Below are 16163 nucleotides of genomic sequence, written 5' to 3'. Positions count from 1 at the left end.
AACATCATGGAACGCATTGCAAGCTTCTGTGTCGATCACACCAAACTGGACCGGGGCATGTACCTGAGCCGCCAGGACGGTGATGTGCTGACCTGGGACATCCGGATGAAGAAGCCCAATCAGGGCGATTATCTGACCACCGGTGCCGCCCACACGCTGGAGCACCTGTTTGCCACCTACGCCCGCAACAGCGCGGTGAAGGACGGCGTGATCTATGTTGGCCCCATGGGCTGCCGCACCGGCTTCTACCTGCTCACCCGCGGGCTGACCCCGGCGCAGGCATTGGAGCTGACTGTGGATTCCTTCCGCTTCATGGCCGCCTTTGAGGGGGATATCCCCGGTGCCAGCGAGGTGGAATGCGGCAACTACCGCGATATGGATCTGCCCGCCGCCAAGGCCGAGGCAGCCGCCATGCTGCCGGTGCTGGAAGCACTGACCGCTGACCAGCTGCACTACTAAGCGATACAGCAAAAGACCTCCCCATGCAGGCAGCACCTGCACGGGGAGGTCTTTTTGCGTTTCAGGAAAGCTCTTTTACAGAGTGCTTACTCCACGATGATGCTCTTGCCGGTCATCTCAGCGGGGACAGGCAGGCCGATATAGGGCAGCATGGTGGGGGCGATATCTGCCAGGCAGCCACCCTCGCGCAGCTTCACATCGCCGCAGCCAACGGCCACAAAGGGCACCACGTTGGTGGTGTGGGCGGTAAAGGGAGTGCCGTCCGGGTTCATCATCTTCTCGGCGTTGCCGTGGTCGGCCGTGATAAAGGCACAGCCGCCTGCGTTCAGCACAGCGGTGACCACCTGATCCACAGCGGTATCCACAGCCTCAACGGCCTTGACAGCGGCATCGAACACGCCGGTGTGGCCGACCATGTCGCAGTTGGCAAAGTTCAGGATGACCACATCATACTTACCGCTCTCGATGCGCTTGACGCACTCAGCAGCCACCTCAGGGGCGCTCATCTCAGGCTGCAGGTCGTAGGTGGCAACCTTCGGGCTGGGGATGACGCAGCGGTCCTCACCCTCGTAGGGAGCCTCCACACCGCCGTTGAAGAAGAAGGTGACGTGTGCATACTTCTCGGTCTCGGCAATGCGCAGCTGGGTCTTGCCGTTCTCGGACAGGTACTGGCCCAGAACGTTCTTCAGCTCCACGGGAGGATAGGCGACCTCGCAGTTGGGCATGGTGGCATCGTACTCGGCCATGCAGACATAGTTGACCTGCTTGCGGCCGCCGCGGCGCTCAAAGCCCTTGAAGTCGTCATCGCAGAAGATGCGAGTCATCTGGCGGGCACGGTCGGGACGGAAGTTCATAAAGATGACGGTATCGCCATCCTGCACGCGGCCGCCCTCACAGGTGACGCAGGGCAGAACGAACTCGTCGGTCTTATCGGCAGCATAGGATGCCTCAATGGCCTCGGCAGCGTTGGCAGCGTGGTTGCCCTCACCGTAGACGAATGCGGCGTAAGCCTTCTCCTCGCGGTCCCAGTTGTTGTCGCGGTCCATGGCGTAGTAACGGCCGGAAACGCTGGCGATCTTGCCAACGCCCAGCTCATCCAGCTTGGCCTGCAGGTCAGCCAGGAAGCCCTTGCCGGCGTGGGGGTCGGTATCACGGCCATCGGTGATGCAGTGCAGGTAGACTTCCTTTGCGCCCATGTGCTTTGCCATTTCCAGCACGCCGAACCAGTGGTCAGCGTGGCTGTGGACACCGCCGGTGCCCACCAGGCCCATCAGGTGGATGGCCTTGCCTGCCTCAATGGCAGCCTTCATGTTCTTGAACAGCACGGGGTTCTTGAACATCTCACCATCCCGGATGGACTTGGTGATGAGGGTCAGCTGCTGGTAAACGATGCGGCCAGCGCCCATGTTGGTGTGGCCCACCTCAGAGTTGCCCATCTGACCATCGGGCAGGCCGACAGCCATGCCGGAGGCCTCGATGGTGGTCATGGGATATTTTGCCATCAGGGCATCCAGATGGGGGGTCTTTGCGGCGACCACGGCATTGCCGTAGGTCTCGTTGGGCACCCAGCCAAAGCCATCCATGATGCACAGAAGTACAGGTTTCTTGGACATAACGTTGAATCTCCTTTGATTTAGAACAAATAGCGCCCGGCACAGCGCTGGAAAAACGGCGCAGCCGGGCGCTGGGAAAACAGGTCAGAGGGCCTTCTCAGCCGTTGGAAGCGGCATTGACGATAACAGCAAAATCAGGAGCCTTCAGAGATGCGCCGCCGATCAGGCCGCCGTCCACATCCTTCTTGCTCAGCAGCTCCTCGCAGTTCTTGGCGTTCATGCTGCCGCCGTACTGGACCGTGACAGCCTCGGCCACAGCCTCGCCGTACACTTCGCCGATGACCTTGCGGATCTGAGCGCAGACCTCCTCGGCCTGGTCAGCGGTCGCGGTCTTGCCGGTGCCGATGGCCCAGATGGGCTCGTAGGCAATGACCACATTTGCCATCTGCTCGGCGGTCACGTCGCGCAGGGCGATCTTGGTCTGCATCCGCACCAGCTCCTCGGTCACGCCCTCCTCGCGCTGCTGCAGGCTCTCGCCCACGCAGATGATGACCTTCAGGCCCGCATTCAGGGCAGCCAGAGCGCGCTTGTTCACGGTCTGGTCGGTCTCTGCAAAGTACTGGCGGCGCTCGGAGTGGCCGACGATGACGTACTCCACACCCAGATCCACCAGCATATCGGCGCTGATCTCGCCGGTGAACGCACCGGACTTCTCAAAGTGGACATTCTCAGCACCCACATGGATGTTGGTGCCCTTGGTCTTTGCCACAGCGGTGACCAGATCGGTGTAGGGGGTGCAGATAACGACCTCACAGGAAGCATCCTTGACGGCGGGGATCAGCTCATCCACCAGCTTGGCTGCCTCAGTGGCGGTCTTGTTCATCTTCCAGTTGCCTGCAATGATTGCCTTACGCTTTGCCTTATCCATTCTAACGATCTCCTTATCACAAAATACCTCCCCGCCGCCTTCGGTGCCGCCTCTCCCGGCAGGAGAGGCAGGATAAACGACATCTCCTGCCTCCCGGATGGAGAGCTGGCGAGCGTCGGCAAGCCTGAGAGATCTTATTATCCAAAATAAAAAGTGCGGCGGCGTATATGCCGCCGCACCTCAGTGATGCTGGTTCAGATGCTTATGCGTTCTGGATCACAGCGATACCAGGCAGCTCCTTGCCCTCCAGATACTCCAGAGAAGCGCCGCCGCCGGTAGAGATGTGGGTCATCTTGTCGCCCAGGCCCATCTGCTGCACAGCTGCTGCGCTGTCGCCGCCGCCGATCACGGTGGTAGCATCGCTCTCAGCCATAGCCTTGGCAACAGCCAGAGTACCAGCTGCCAGAGTGGGGTTCTCGAACACGCCCATGGGGCCGTTCCACACCACGGTCTTGGATGCCTTGACAGCATCGGCAAACAGCTTCATGGTCTCGGGGCCGATGTCACAGCCCTCCATGTCAGCAGGGATGGCGGTGACGGGCACCACAGTGACATCCACGGGAGCGTCGATGGGATCGGGGAAGTCCTTGATGCAGGCTGCATCCACGGGCAGCAGCAGCTTCACGCCCTTCTCCTTGGCCTTGGCCATCATTTCCTTGCAGTAATCCAGCTTGGTATCGTCGCACAGGCTCTTGCCGACCTCGTAGCCCTGAGCCTTGACGAAGGTGTAAGCCATGCCGCCGCCGATGATCAGGGTATCGACCTTCTCCAGCAGATTGGAGATGACGTTCAGCTTATCGGCAACCTTAGCGCCGCCCAGGATGGCGGTGAAGGGACGAACGGGATCGTTGACTGCGTTGCCCAGGTACTTGATCTCCTTCTCCATCAGGTAACCGACAGCGGTATCCTTGATGTAGTCGGTGACACCTGCGGTGGAGCAGTGTGCACGGTGGCAGCTGCCGAATGCATCGTCAACGTATGCATCTGCCAGAGAAGCCAGCTCCTGGCTGAACTCAGGCATGTTCTTGGTCTCTTCCTTGCGGAAACGGGTGTTCTGCAGCAGAACGACATCGCCGTTGTTCATTGCGGCAACAGCAGCCTTTGCGTTCTCGCCCACAACGTTGTCGTCATCAGCGAACACAACGGTCTTGCCCAGCTTTGCGCTCAGAGCCACAGCAACGGGTGCCAGGCTGAACTTTGCCTCGGGGCCGTTCTTGGGTTTGCCCAGGTGGCTGCACAGGATGACCTTAGCACCATCGTTGACCAGCTTCTGGATGGTGGGCAGAGCCGCATTGATGCGGTTCTCGTTGGTGATCACGCCGTCCTTCATCGGGACATTGAAATCGCAGCGGACAAGGACCTTCTTGCCGCAGTAATTCTGATCGTCGATCGTTTTCTTACCTAAACCCATGGTAACAAACTCCTCTCAAATTCTTTTCGTTCGGAATCGAATTTTGCTCTTCATCGGGGGCCGCGCACTGCGAACTTCCCCGTACATCCTTATTATAAACAAAAAGCGTGTGTATTGCAAGGACGGGGGATGGATAATTTATTAACAAACATTTGTTGCAGAAGCAAAGAAATGTGGTGATTTTGCCGGAACGCACCAAAAACCGCCTTTTTTTCTGAAAAAGACCCGCCGCAGGGAGTGTTCGCCCCCGCAGCGGGTCCTGTCCATTCAGAATGTTTTCCGGAACTTCTGCTTCACTTTTTCCAGATATTCCAGCACCAGCGGATTTTTCATGCCCAGCAGGATGACCGCGTATGCAGCCACTGAGCCCAGCACTGCCGCCAGAATGCAGATGAGATTGGGCAGAGCCAGTGCCTTGACCCCGGTACAGACAAGAACGATGCCCACACAGCCGCAGAGCACCGAGCCAACGGTGCGCCGGTCAGCTGAGACCGTGACCAGACCCCTGGAGCAGCGGATACAGAGCATCATGGAGCACAGCTCTGCCAGCAGGGTGGTAAAGGCTGCCGCATTCTCCCGGAACCGCGGGATGAGCAGGATGTTCAGCCCCACGTTCAAAATTGCACTCACAAGCGTTGCTACCAAAAATTGACCTTCTCTTTTCCATGGCACCAAAACACAAGTATTATAGAGCCACCCAAATAAACTTGCTACCAGTGCTATACTCAAAATGCGAAGTGGCACAGCTGCTTCCAGATAGCTTTCGCTTGAGATAAAAAGAACGACCTCTTGACTTAGTTCAAACAATCCCACTACAGCCGGAAGAACGGTTAATACCATTGCCCCGAATACTTTATTAAAAAGCCTTTCAAAATTCAGCCTATCCTGCATTCCCGCATAACGAGACAACCTCGGAACAGATACTAAAAGAATAGATGCCAGAACCGATTTTACCATCGTATATATCTTCATTGCAACGGTGTAAATTCCCACATGATAGTCTGAAGTTAAAACTCCGAGAATTGTCACATCTGAATTTACATAAATCGTAATTGCAAAGCTCGATGCAAAAATCAGAAGTATTGGTTTTAAATGCTTTTTCCAGTCTATTTTTGCTGTCAGTCGAATCGTGCAATATTTCCTAGCTCGAAAGAAGTTCAATATATTCGCACCTGCTGCGGCAAACACCGTAATTCCTGCGTAAATACAGTAATCGTCCTGCGTTTTAACAAATGCGAACATCATCAGAATTGATATTATTTGAAAAATAATACCTCTAACTGTGATATAGGTATACTCCTCAAAGATCGTGAACACCCATTCGGTGCCGATGGTCGTAAAGAAGATCTGTAAACTCAGCACCAGCATCAGGTCGGTATAGGCATGGAGCTTTGTCCAGAAAAGCATCGTCACAGCCAATGCCGCATAGGTCAGGGCCGTGGAGATCATATTGATGGAGAACATCTCCGATGCAAAAGCCGACAGTTTTTCCCGGTCGTTCACATAGCGGGAACCCTCACGCACCGCATAGGAGGAGATGCCAAGGCCTGCAAACAGCAGAAAATACCCGCAGACGGAGCTGGCAAAGTTCACTTTGCCCAAATTATTTACTTGTAGAATGTTAGATATGTACGGGAATGTAATCAGTGGAAAGATAATTTGTAGAATCGTCTTGATTCCACTCATTATTGCATTTAATGTAAGCGATTTCTTCATAACTAGATACTTTCACTCACCCTGTTTTTTCTTTACCCATGCGTCCCAGAAGAAATACGAATACATGGTTTTAAGCCAGTAAAAATATCTCTTTTCCTGAAGTTGCTGTTGCATCATTTCCTTTGCCCATCTGTAAAACCCTGCTTTTGCTTTCGGATAACCTTCTTCCATAAAGCGTGCACTCTTTCCATATTTAACCACTAACTCACGACAAACCTGTGAATATCCCGCTTTTGCAGTCTTCTGTACAAGTGATTCATTCGCATACAATACAACAATTCGCTCCCACGCCATCATTTCTGTTAATTTTCCAGTAAAATAATCGCACAGCGTTACCGACTGATCATTGCGGTAGTAATAGTATAATTCACTTTCCGAACGAACAATCTTAGATGCTTTTTTGATGCATTCTGCTAAGAAAAGAGTATCTTCTCCAATATACAGGTCATCAGAAAATCGAATATCCTTCACACAGCTTTTTCGGTATACTGCGCCGCAGGCGACCTTATGCGCTGCTGGTGTAAACCAATCGTACCGTCTTGCATCCAATATGCAAACTTTATCTGTAATTTGGGGAATATGTTCTACGTCACTGCCTTCCCAAACATCCAGCATTTTACAGTATGCAATTTCCGCGTCCGATTGCACCAACATCATTTCCAGCCGTTCTATAAATTCCGAATGAATAAAATCATCTGGATCAACAAATGAAATATACTTTCCTGTACTTTTTTCCAATCCCAGATTTCGCGCAGAAGAAACACCACCGTTTGGCTTGTGGTATATCTTGATCCGCGGATCTTTTTCCGCGTAGCGCTGGCAGATGGCAAGGGAGTTGTCTGTTGATCCATCATCCACCAGAATGATCTCCAGATCCCGATAGGTCTGACCGAGGATGCTGTCCAGACATTTTTCCAGATACTTTTCTTTGTTATAGATCGGCACAATGATACTGACGGTATCGTTCAGCACAAATTTTCCTCCCTTATTCTGCCGCCGGGCCATTCTTCAGCAGGAACAGTTTTGCATACAGCCTCCGGCTGCATCTGAGCAGCTGATACTTCTGCTGGCTGCTGGTGCAGAGCAGCTTTGCCGCTGCCGGGTCACACTCCTGCAGAAAGGCCTCCATTTTTGCGCGGCGCACCGTGTCCTGCATCAGATACGGATAGCAGTGCTCCACCACGCTCAGCATGGCGGCATCATTTTCTGTCATTCCCGGGTATGCTTCCCGGATGGCCTGATATTTCTGATAGCCCATATCCAGCTTATCCTCGTAGAACTTCATGTTCCTGCGGTGAAGGATGCTGTCCGGGCGCTGATAGTAATAATACAGCGGCACCGGGCGGTATGCGACCTTGCTACACTGCTGAAAAATGCGATATGTCGTGCCCTGATCTTCCATCATCCGCCCCAGTGGATAGCGCACCTCCCGGAACAGTTCCCGCTTGTAGAGCTTGTTCCAGGCAAAATCCCCCAGCTTATCCGAGACAAGGGTGCTGCGGATGGCCTCCCGGCCTGTCATACACTGCACCGGTACGGTGAGTTCTGCCGGGGCAAGCTCTTCCTCCCGTTCAAACGTCCGGAAGCCCACCACAGCCACGTCCGCATCCTTTTCCTGCAGGTCACAGCAAAGCGTTTCCAGCATCCGGCTATCCAGAAAGTCATCACTGTCCACAAAGCAGAGATACGTTCCCTGTGCCCGTTCGAGTCCCGCGTTGCGCGCTGCAGAGAGTCCCCCGTTTTTCTGGTGGACTGCTGTTACACGTTCTTCCTGTGCGGCATATTCGTCGCAGATGGCTCCACTGGCATCGGTGGAACCATCATCCACCAGCAGGACCTCAAGATTCCGATAGGTCTGGTGCAGGATGCTGTCCACGCAGCGGCGGAGATATCGCTCCACATTGTAGACCGGGACAATGACACTGATCAGCTCTGTCTCCATGTTCTGTTCCCTCAGAAGAATGTTTCTCTGCCAATGTGGAGGATCTCCGAGGTGTACGGGCAAATGGCATTGTTGCCCTGAATATACGCCTGATAGATCCAGATGATGACCAGCATTCCCCACATGGCAGCCTTCAGCAGCTTGCGCAGACGCTCATCCTCCACGCACTTGACCACACGTCCAATGGCGAGATAACGGAAGAACGCAAAATACAGGCAGATGCGGTAGAGCGGCACATTGATGTTGCGCAGCTGGGCCGTTGCCATCTCGATCAGGATCATCACGATCCAGAAATCGGCATCCGAGCGAGTAAAGCGGCGATGGCCCGCCCCTTCCTCTCTGGCATACCAGCGGTACAGCACAATGGGCAGGATCAGGAACGGCAGACGCACAATGATGGGATTCAGCGTGAAGCCGCCCGCATTGGCATCATAATAATATCCGTAAAGCCGATCAATGAAGTCCACATTCAGGGCCAGCCTGACCACAGCCTTGCTGAAGAAGGCAAGGTAGACCGAAAATGCCGCCAGGCCACCCTTGACCCACCAGTTGTCGAAATGCTGAAGCAGGATATAGATCAACAGCGCACCAAACGAGATAAAGGTGGCATTGTGGAACAGGCAGGAGACCGCCAGCAGTAGAACCGCCCAGTGATACTTTTTCTTCCACGCAAAGCTGAACGCCAAAAATGCCACACCCAGCGCCACAGACTGCCGCTCGGCATTGTAGGTATCGCCATAATACAGGCAGAGGTAAGCCAGCCAGCCATAGGGCACGGAGACATACTCCTTATACTGCACCAGCCCGATCATAAACAGGCCGCAGGCCAGCAGGTCCACCATAAAGTAGAGCCAGTGGACATCACCAAAAACATGGGCCGCCAGATAGACCAGCGTCATAAACAGCGGCTCTGTTTTGTGCCGCTGCCGGATGCAGGCCAGCAAACCATCCTGCAGCTTTGCATCCGCCACCCATCCCTCATACACCACGCTGTCCGTACCAATGGACGGGTCCCGCAAGCCTGCCAATACCGCCATCACCAGCACTGCCAGCGCCAGGCAGAGATAAAAGCCCTTCTCGTTGTTTTTCTTCGTCCGCAGGTGCTCGCCATAGGCGGCAATGCCCACAGAAACCGCAAAAGCCCCCAGATAAATCAGCATAACTTCTCCATTTTATTTTTCGACTGTGTGTTTATTTTTCCATTCTCCCAGCCCATAAACGGCATAAAACAGCCGCTTGCTGATCAGAAGTGTTTCCACTTTGATCCGGTCTGATCTTTTGGCCCAGGGCCACCGGGCAAGCGCCCGGTGTTCCTGCACAAAGCGGCAGATCCGTGCCTGAGCCTCCGGATAGCTGGCAAAATCGCCATCCAGAATGCCTTTCAGTGTCTTCAGGTATGTAACCAGCTGCAGGTACTCCGCTTCCGCTTTCAGCACAGGGACCGTTTCCGCAATAAAGCGGGTCACGTCTTCGCCCACATCCAGAATGACCAGATTCTTCTCGGCAATGCCGCTCTTCATGGTCGAACCGGTATGGATGCGGTAATCGTACATCGGTTCCGGAAACACTTCCACTTTTGCACAGCGGGCAATGGCCCGATACATCACCGCATAGTCCTCGTACAGGATGCCCACAGGGAACTGCAGATTGCCCCAAACCTCCCGCCGGAAGAAAACGCCGCCTGCCCCATGCCCGATGCCCTGATGCAGCAGCATCCGGCGCATGGTCTCTTCCCGGTTCAGCAGCTCTGGGATCTGGTGCGGATTTTCCGTCCGTCCCTCCGGCTGCTCTGTCGAGAACATCTCCAGCGGGGTCAGGGCTGCATCAGCACCATCTGCCTCACAGCGCTCCACAAATTGGTCAAACGCTGTGGAGCGGATCAGGTCATCGCTGTCCAGCAGGTAAAAATATTTTCCCTGCGTCTGTTGCAACCCAACGTTCCGGGCATCAGACTGCCCCCCATTGGGCTTATGGAACACCCGGATGCGGCCATCCTCCACAGCCAGTTCATCACAAAGTTCCCCGCTGCCATCGGTGGAGCCATCGTCTACCAAAAGCAGCTCCCAGTTCTGGTAACTCTGCGCCTGCACGCTCTGCACACAGTCCCGCAGATACGGATAAACATTATAGACCGGCACAATGACCGATACAAGCGGTTTTCTTTCCTCCAACCGGATCCCTCCACCTTACTTTTTTCCACGCCACTGCGTTTTTTCATAGACCCGTCGGGTCATGGCATAGCCGCTGTAGGAAAGCGCCGCCGCCAGCCGGGCCTTTTTGCGGGCCTGCGGGTCCAGCAGAACATTCCGGCGGTATTTTTTCACTTCCTGCCAGAGAGCCTTCTCTATTTTTTCATGCTGCCTGTCCCGGATCTGGAACAGGATATTGTAGACATTGCTCAGATAGCGGCACTCTGCTGCACGGCTCAGCTGGGGGAAATCACGCTTCACATTTTCCATCAGCGCATGGCAGTGCCGCACACTGTCCAGCTTTCTGGGGTTGAAGGCCATATTCTGGATGCTGCTGCCCCGCTGGAAATAGTAGTAATCCCGGTTTGCGATATGTGCCGCCTTGTGGGCACGCTTTGTCACCTCGTAGGCGACCGGGATATCCTCATAGAGCTTGCCCACCGGGTAGCGCACGCCCTCAAACAGTGCACGCTTATAGAGCTTGGTGGGGGTGGTCACCTCCATGCCCTCCTGATACAGGATGCGGCGCAGGCATTCCTCCCGGCTCAGGATCTCAAATGCTTCCAGACGCTCTGTGGGCACGGACTGCACCGGCTGGCCCTCGAACACCTCTTCAAAACAGCTGGCTGAAAAATCCGCTCCTGCCTGCTCCAGTGCCCGGTACAGGTTCTCGATGTAATAGGGTGACACCCAGTCATCGCCATCCACAAAAGAGAGATATTCCCCCTTTGCTGCGTCCACACCAGCGTTGCGGGCATCGGACAGACCACCATTTTTCTTGTGGAGCACCCGCACCCGGGCATCCTGTGCAGCATATTCATCACAGAGGGTCTCGCTGCCATCGGTGGAGCCATCGTCCACCAGCAGCAGCTCCATGTTCTGATAGCTCTGCCCCAGCAAGCTGTTCACACAGCGGTTCAGATATGGCTTTACATTATAAACAGGAACGATGATGCTTACCAAAGGGTCCATCTTATCTCCTCATTTCAGCAGGTCGAAGTAAAACTCTTCCAGCTTCTTCGCCTCGGTGACGATATCAAAGCCGCCTGCCCGCATCTCGACAGAGGTATCCCGCCGCCGGGCATTTTCTGCAGCCCGGATCGCAGCATCCGCCCAGACTGCCGGGCTTTCCTGCAAGCTCAGGTACTGCATCTCGGGCAGGACCTGAGCCTCCTGCGGCACCTCTGTGGAACAGATGACCGGCAATGCCGCCGCTTGTGCTTCGATCAGCACGATCCCAAGCCCCTCATACCGCGAGGGCAAAACAAAGACATCCATGGCCTGATAGAACTTTGCGGGATCGCTCTGTCGGCCCAGAAAGCGGACATTCCTTTGCAGCCCCAGCGCCTCCGCTTTCCGGCGGGCAGCGGCCTCGTTTTCCCCTTCTCCGATCAGCAGTAAAACGGCATCCGGCCGTTGCTTGCAGACCTCCGCCATTACATCCAGCAGAAATTCGTGATTTTTGGCATAGCAGAACCGTCCGACATGGCCCAGCACCAGTTCACCCCCCAGGCCAAGCTCCTGCCGGACGGCTTTCCGTTTGGCGGCATCATAAGTAAAGCGGTCGAGCTCAATGGCATTGTTGAACACCCGGAAAGGCTTTTCACCATAAAGCCAGCTGCCTGCCGTTCTGGAGCAGGCACAGAGCCGGGTGGGATACACTGTGGCAAAGGGACGGAGCAGGTACTTCATCACATTTTTTGCCCCTTCTCCCCTGCCCACCGTAGAATGGTTATGCGCGATCCGGTTGGGCACCCCTGCACGCTTTGCCCCCCAGAGGGAAAGCACGCTCAGGGTGTTCATGTGGGAGTGAACGATCTGGTATCCGTTCTGACGGAACAGCCGCCCGATCTCCCGTTCATACTGCGGCAGGTGGGTATATTTTGGCACCACATACACCCGGCCGCCCAGCCGTTCGATCTCTTCCCGCTGGGGCAGGGTCGAGCCTTCCAGCGCAAAAAAATCAAACTGAACTCTGGAACGGTCCATGTGGCGGTAGTAGTTCATCACCACCATCTCCACACCGCCGTAGTTCATATCCGTCATCATCTGGGCCACACGGATGGGCTGTGCATTCTGCTCCATGGTCATACCAGCTCCTTGCGGTCACAATCCTCGAACCAGTCCCGGAAGCTCTCTTCCAGCGTATAGTGGAACTTGTAATCGGTGGCGGCCAGCTTTCTGCCGCAGACATTGGTGGATACCATCAGTTTCCGGACACGGGCGGGATGGATGCCCACCTTTTTGCCCCCGATGGGTCCCAGAATGCCCGCCGCAAACAGCAGCAGTCCGGCGGGCACCAACGGCACATGGCGGTGCAGGCCGGTCGCCTTCTGCATCGCATTGCAGATTTCTTCAATGGTATAGGCCGACTCGTAAGTACAGTTATAGATCTCTGCTCCGGGGAAAGAATGATCCAGCATCCGGTACTTGAAGAAGCGCACCAGCTCCTTGACATAGATGCACGCCTTGATGGTGTCCTTCCGGCCGGCATAGAAAAAGTAGCCCTTCTTCTGCCCCCTGTACAGGCGGGTCATGTTGCCGTGCTCCCCTTTGCCATAAACGATGCCTGGCCGCACGATAGTCAACTCCCGGGCCGGATCACGGGCCTGCCAGATCTGGTGGATCTTTTCTGCCACCAGCTTGCTGATTCCATACGGCGTGTTGGGAGTTGGCAGAGTCTCCTCAGTCTTAAGGTCCTCAGACGCACCATAAGGTGCAATGGAGCTGGTGAACAGGATCCTCCGGATGCCGTATTTTTCCGCAAATGCGGTCACATTTTCCGCGCCCCGGATATTTGTTTCAAAATAGGCTTCTTCCGGGTGGCCGGGGGTGCGGTGGACCGCTGCCAGATCAAAGATCACGTCCTCCGGAGTCGGAACGAACTCAAAATCGATGGGCTTGCGCACATCCAGCCGGATATACTGCACCCCATCGTTCTTTTCCACAATGCCCGGCACCACGCCCTCTTCCCCGGGCATCACAAGATCCAGGTCGTAGATCACGTCGCCGGGTCTGACGCACTCCTTCAGCAGCAAATGAATGAGATGGGTGCCGATAAAACCAGATCCACCAAAAAGAATATAATTCATTTTGCCCCTTTCCGGTCAAACACAACGCCCACCGTCCTGAACAGCAGGTAGATATCCATCCAGATGGACCAGTTGTCGATGTACTGGACATCCAGCTTGACCACTTCTTCAAAATCATCAATATCGCTGCGGCCGCTTACCTGCCACAGGCCGGTAATTCCCGGCTTCATGGAAAGGCGGCGCTTGTGATGGCTCTCGTACTGCCGGTACTCATCCAGCGTGGGCGGGCGGGTACCCACCAGGCTCATGGAGCCCCGCACAACGTCAAAAAACTGCGGCAGCTCATCGATACTGGTGCGCCGGATGAAGCGCCCCACCCGGGTGATCCGGGGGTCATCTTCCATCTTGAACATCAGGCCGTTCATTTCGTTCTGGGCCATCAGTTCCTTTTTGCGTGCTTCCGCATCCACATACATGCTGCGCAGCTTGTGGATGTAGAACACCCGTCCATTCCGGCCCACCCGGCGCTGCTTGAAGATCAGCGGGCCGGGGCTTTCCAGCTTGAGCGGGATGGCCACCAACGCAATGATGGGGATGCTGATGATGCACCCCACGATGCCGCCTACGATATCCATGGTCCGTTTCAGCACCTGATCCCGCAGCTTGAGTTCCACCGTGCCCATCGTCACAACATTGCCGCCCGCACAGCGGCTCAGTTCCCGGCTGATGCGCACCGCACTGGTCTCATCGCAGCAGGCTTTTTCAATCCGGTCCAGCACCGGCAGGCGGAAATGGACTGTCAGACCCATGCTCTCCATCTCCTCGAGGTAGGGCAGCATGTTCTCCTCACTCTCCTGCGCCACATCCAGGTACACTTCATCCAGCGCTGCCTGCCGCAGCCAGTCCATGAAATTATCGAAGTTCGCCTCGATCTTCACCCCATCGATCTCAGTGTGAAGCTGCTCCGGGGCAGCTTCCAGAATGGCAAGGCCGGTCACACGCTTGGACCAGTCCTTTTTCAGTTCTTCCAGAATAGGGCTTGCGTTCTCCTGCGTGGTCACCACCCCCACAAGGCTCTGAATCCCCTTGGTATAGCGGGAGCGTACCAACATCTTTTTGAGGACAGCATGAGCGCCCGTCATCACAAAGACATCGATGATGGGCACAAACACCAGAAAATAGCGGGAATGCAGCATGGAAGCCTTGGTCAGCGCCAGGCAGGCCGCATCAATGAGAGTCAGCAAAAAATTGAACCGCACCGCAATTTCAACTTCACGAATCGGAGTGCGGTTCACGATATTTTCGCTCTGATCAAATGTAAAAAAAGTCAGAATATAGGCCAGCAGCAATAAAAAACAGGCTTCTACCAGATCGTCCAGCTGGAAGTCCCCCATCTTGTGCAGAACACCTGCGGTCAGCCCCCACGCCAGCCCGATGCTGAGAACCAGAGAGAGCAGATCAATCAGAAACAGGTATCCATACTGCAGTTTTTCACGTTTCGTAATCATACTGTTTCGTTGTCTCCATTTATTTTTACCATTTTATCATATCGGGAGAAGGGTTGCAATAGATGGAGATCGAATGCGTGCTGCTTTTGTCGGATCATTACGAATGGGTCGTACCATTTTACGAAAGCACCTTATCGCGCCCAAAATGGTCAGCAAAAAGCGCCCTTTCTCTCGCATCACCCAAGAGAAAGGGCGCAGTCAAGCTTTATTCAGCTCAGGAGAAACTCCGATCAGCAGTTCTCAGCGAAGCACTTAATGGTACGGACCATCTGAGAGGTGTAGGAGTTCTCGTTGTCGTACCAGGACACGACCTGGACCTGATAGGTGTCATCGCAGCTACGCTGAATTTTTGCACTTTTCCAAGTAGTTCTTCACAGTTTCGTAACAACAGTTACAGTACCAGAACATACCGTTGTCGTACCAAAACCGGTTTGTTCGTACCACAATTATATCACGTTTCAGCGTTATTTGCAAGGATTCAATCCGTTTCGCTTCTGACCTGCATTTTTCAGATTTCAGCGTATATTTTCACGTCATTCCACGGTTCGAGCGCCTGAGGCCTAGGGCTTCCGCCGGGGCAGCAGCTCTCCCAAGCACTCTCCTCAGAAGCTCTATGACAGCTAGATTGCCAACATGTTCTTGCTGATTAACTGAAATTTCTCCGGACGTGATTTTGAGCCATGGTGTGGGAAATGTAGTCATTTCGTTCGATATGGAACAGTTCTATTCGTTCCGAGTCTCACCAATTACCAATTATATAAGAAAACCGCGTGAACTTGCCAGAGCTATAACTCTACGCTCCGACTGATCCACACGGCTCTAAAATATTTATTTCAGCTTTTCGAGAATCTCATCTGCCGTCATACCGGATGCCAGCAGCTTCTTCAGCACATCCTCAGCTTCAGCTTTCTTTGCGGATTCCGCTGCTTTGGTTTCAGCATCCTTTTTCTTACTCTCCAGCTTCACCAGTTCTTTGTCCAATTTTTTGAGCGAGGCCTTCTTGGTTTTCAAGTCTGCTTTCAGAGCATCAATGTTCGCGGTGATAGATGCAATTTCAGCGGCAGCGGCTTCCTTTGCAGCCTGCTTTTCAGCGATCTGTGCAGCAAAGTCAACGGTTGCTTTTACGGTCTTGGGCTTGTTCTTGCTTCCTTTGGGACGGGGCATAGGGGACACCTCCAATGTTTTTTGATGGCTTCAGTATAGCATTTGAAAAACAAAATAACAACAACTATGTTCATATTTTCTTATAAAGCCAACTCACAGACCCTCTTTTAGCAGTATAATCCTAACCTGATTTTGTTGCATTTATCACATATTAGCCCTTGACTTCTTTTAAAATCTACCATTACAGCTTCTAAATTACTTTCATGATTTGAATATAACTCTCTTATCACATCAAACTGGTTTGCTATAAATGTAATATCC

The 16163-nt window shown here is 54.0% G+C and carries 14 protein-coding genes; 1 reads left to right on the top strand and 13 read right to left on the bottom strand.

Going from position 1 to position 16163, the window contains the following annotated elements; all coding sequences use genetic code 11:
* Nucleotides 1–6: 6 nt before the first annotated feature.
* Nucleotides 7–459 carry an S-ribosylhomocysteine lyase gene (locus J3353_RS10020; protein WP_097770351.1) on the top strand — a complete coding sequence of 151 codons (453 nt, stop codon included), beginning with the start codon at nucleotides 7–9 and terminating at the stop codon, nucleotides 457–459.
* 86 nt (nucleotides 460–545) lie between these two features.
* Here the strand turns inward: J3353_RS10020 and gpmI are convergent, their stop codons facing one another.
* The 13 genes from gpmI to J3353_RS09955 form a co-directional block, all read right to left on the bottom strand.
* Nucleotides 546–2072, bottom strand: coding sequence for a 2,3-bisphosphoglycerate-independent phosphoglycerate mutase (gpmI, locus tag J3353_RS10015; protein ID WP_207684783.1), 1527 nt, complete (start codon nucleotides 2070–2072; stop codon nucleotides 546–548).
* Between the two features lie 97 nt (nucleotides 2073–2169).
* Entirely contained in the window at nucleotides 2170–2940 is a 771-nt protein-coding gene (gene tpiA, locus J3353_RS10010; protein WP_207684782.1) for a triose-phosphate isomerase, read from the bottom strand.
* A 202-nt stretch (nucleotides 2941–3142) separates the two neighbouring features.
* Nucleotides 3143–4351 carry a phosphoglycerate kinase gene (gene pgk / locus J3353_RS10005; protein WP_097773591.1) on the bottom strand — a complete coding sequence of 403 codons (1209 nt, stop codon included), beginning with the start codon at nucleotides 4349–4351 and terminating at the stop codon, nucleotides 3143–3145.
* Nucleotides 4352–4618: 267 nt separating this feature from the next.
* Nucleotides 4619–6067 carry a flippase gene (locus J3353_RS10000; protein WP_207684781.1) on the bottom strand — a complete coding sequence of 483 codons (1449 nt, stop codon included), beginning with the start codon at nucleotides 6065–6067 and terminating at the stop codon, nucleotides 4619–4621.
* A 12-nt stretch (nucleotides 6068–6079) separates the two neighbouring features.
* A complete protein-coding gene (locus tag J3353_RS09995) occupies nucleotides 6080–7039 on the bottom strand; it encodes a glycosyltransferase family 2 protein (protein WP_370569192.1) in 960 nt (319 codons plus the stop codon).
* 13 nt (nucleotides 7040–7052) lie between these two features.
* Nucleotides 7053–8009, bottom strand: a complete 957-nt coding sequence (locus J3353_RS09990; protein ID WP_207684779.1) for a glycosyltransferase — start codon at nucleotides 8007–8009, stop codon at nucleotides 7053–7055.
* A gap of 11 nt (nucleotides 8010–8020) precedes the next feature.
* Nucleotides 8021–9169 carry an EpsG family protein gene (locus J3353_RS09985; protein ID WP_207684778.1) on the bottom strand — a complete coding sequence of 383 codons (1149 nt, stop codon included), beginning with the start codon at nucleotides 9167–9169 and terminating at the stop codon, nucleotides 8021–8023.
* Nucleotides 9170–9181: 12 nt separating this feature from the next.
* Complete coding sequence (locus tag J3353_RS09980; protein WP_207684777.1) at nucleotides 9182–10180, bottom strand: glycosyltransferase family 2 protein; 999 nt, start codon at nucleotides 10178–10180, stop codon at nucleotides 9182–9184.
* 15 nt (nucleotides 10181–10195) lie between these two features.
* Nucleotides 10196–11170 (bottom strand): glycosyltransferase, encoded by a 975-nt coding sequence (locus J3353_RS09975; protein ID WP_207684776.1) that lies wholly within the window; start codon nucleotides 11168–11170, stop codon nucleotides 10196–10198.
* A gap of 9 nt (nucleotides 11171–11179) precedes the next feature.
* A complete protein-coding gene (locus J3353_RS09970) occupies nucleotides 11180–12283 on the bottom strand; it encodes a glycosyltransferase (protein ID WP_207684775.1) in 1104 nt (367 codons plus the stop codon).
* A gap of 2 nt (nucleotides 12284–12285) precedes the next feature.
* Entirely contained in the window at nucleotides 12286–13290 is a 1005-nt protein-coding gene (locus J3353_RS09965) for an NAD(P)-dependent oxidoreductase (RefSeq protein WP_207684774.1), read from the bottom strand.
* The gene (locus J3353_RS09960; RefSeq protein ID WP_207684773.1) at nucleotides 13287–14738 is read right to left on the bottom strand and encodes a sugar transferase; all 1452 of its coding nucleotides are present in this window, start codon (nucleotides 14736–14738) and stop codon (nucleotides 13287–13289) included. The genes J3353_RS09965 and J3353_RS09960 overlap by 4 nt, the downstream gene beginning before the upstream one ends.
* 828 nt (nucleotides 14739–15566) lie before the next feature.
* On the bottom strand, nucleotides 15567–15902 hold the full coding sequence (locus J3353_RS09955; protein WP_207684772.1) for a hypothetical protein: 336 nt from the start codon (nucleotides 15900–15902) through the stop codon (nucleotides 15567–15569).
* Nucleotides 15903–16163: the final 261 nt, after the last annotated feature.

It is taken from the genome of Faecalibacterium sp. Marseille-Q4137 (assembly GCF_017377535.1).
Taxonomy (GTDB): Bacteria; Bacillota; Clostridia; order Oscillospirales; family Ruminococcaceae; genus Faecalibacterium; species Faecalibacterium duncaniae.
Note: the sequence above shows the minus strand (reverse complement) of the source record. Positions and strands in the feature narration are given on the sequence as shown.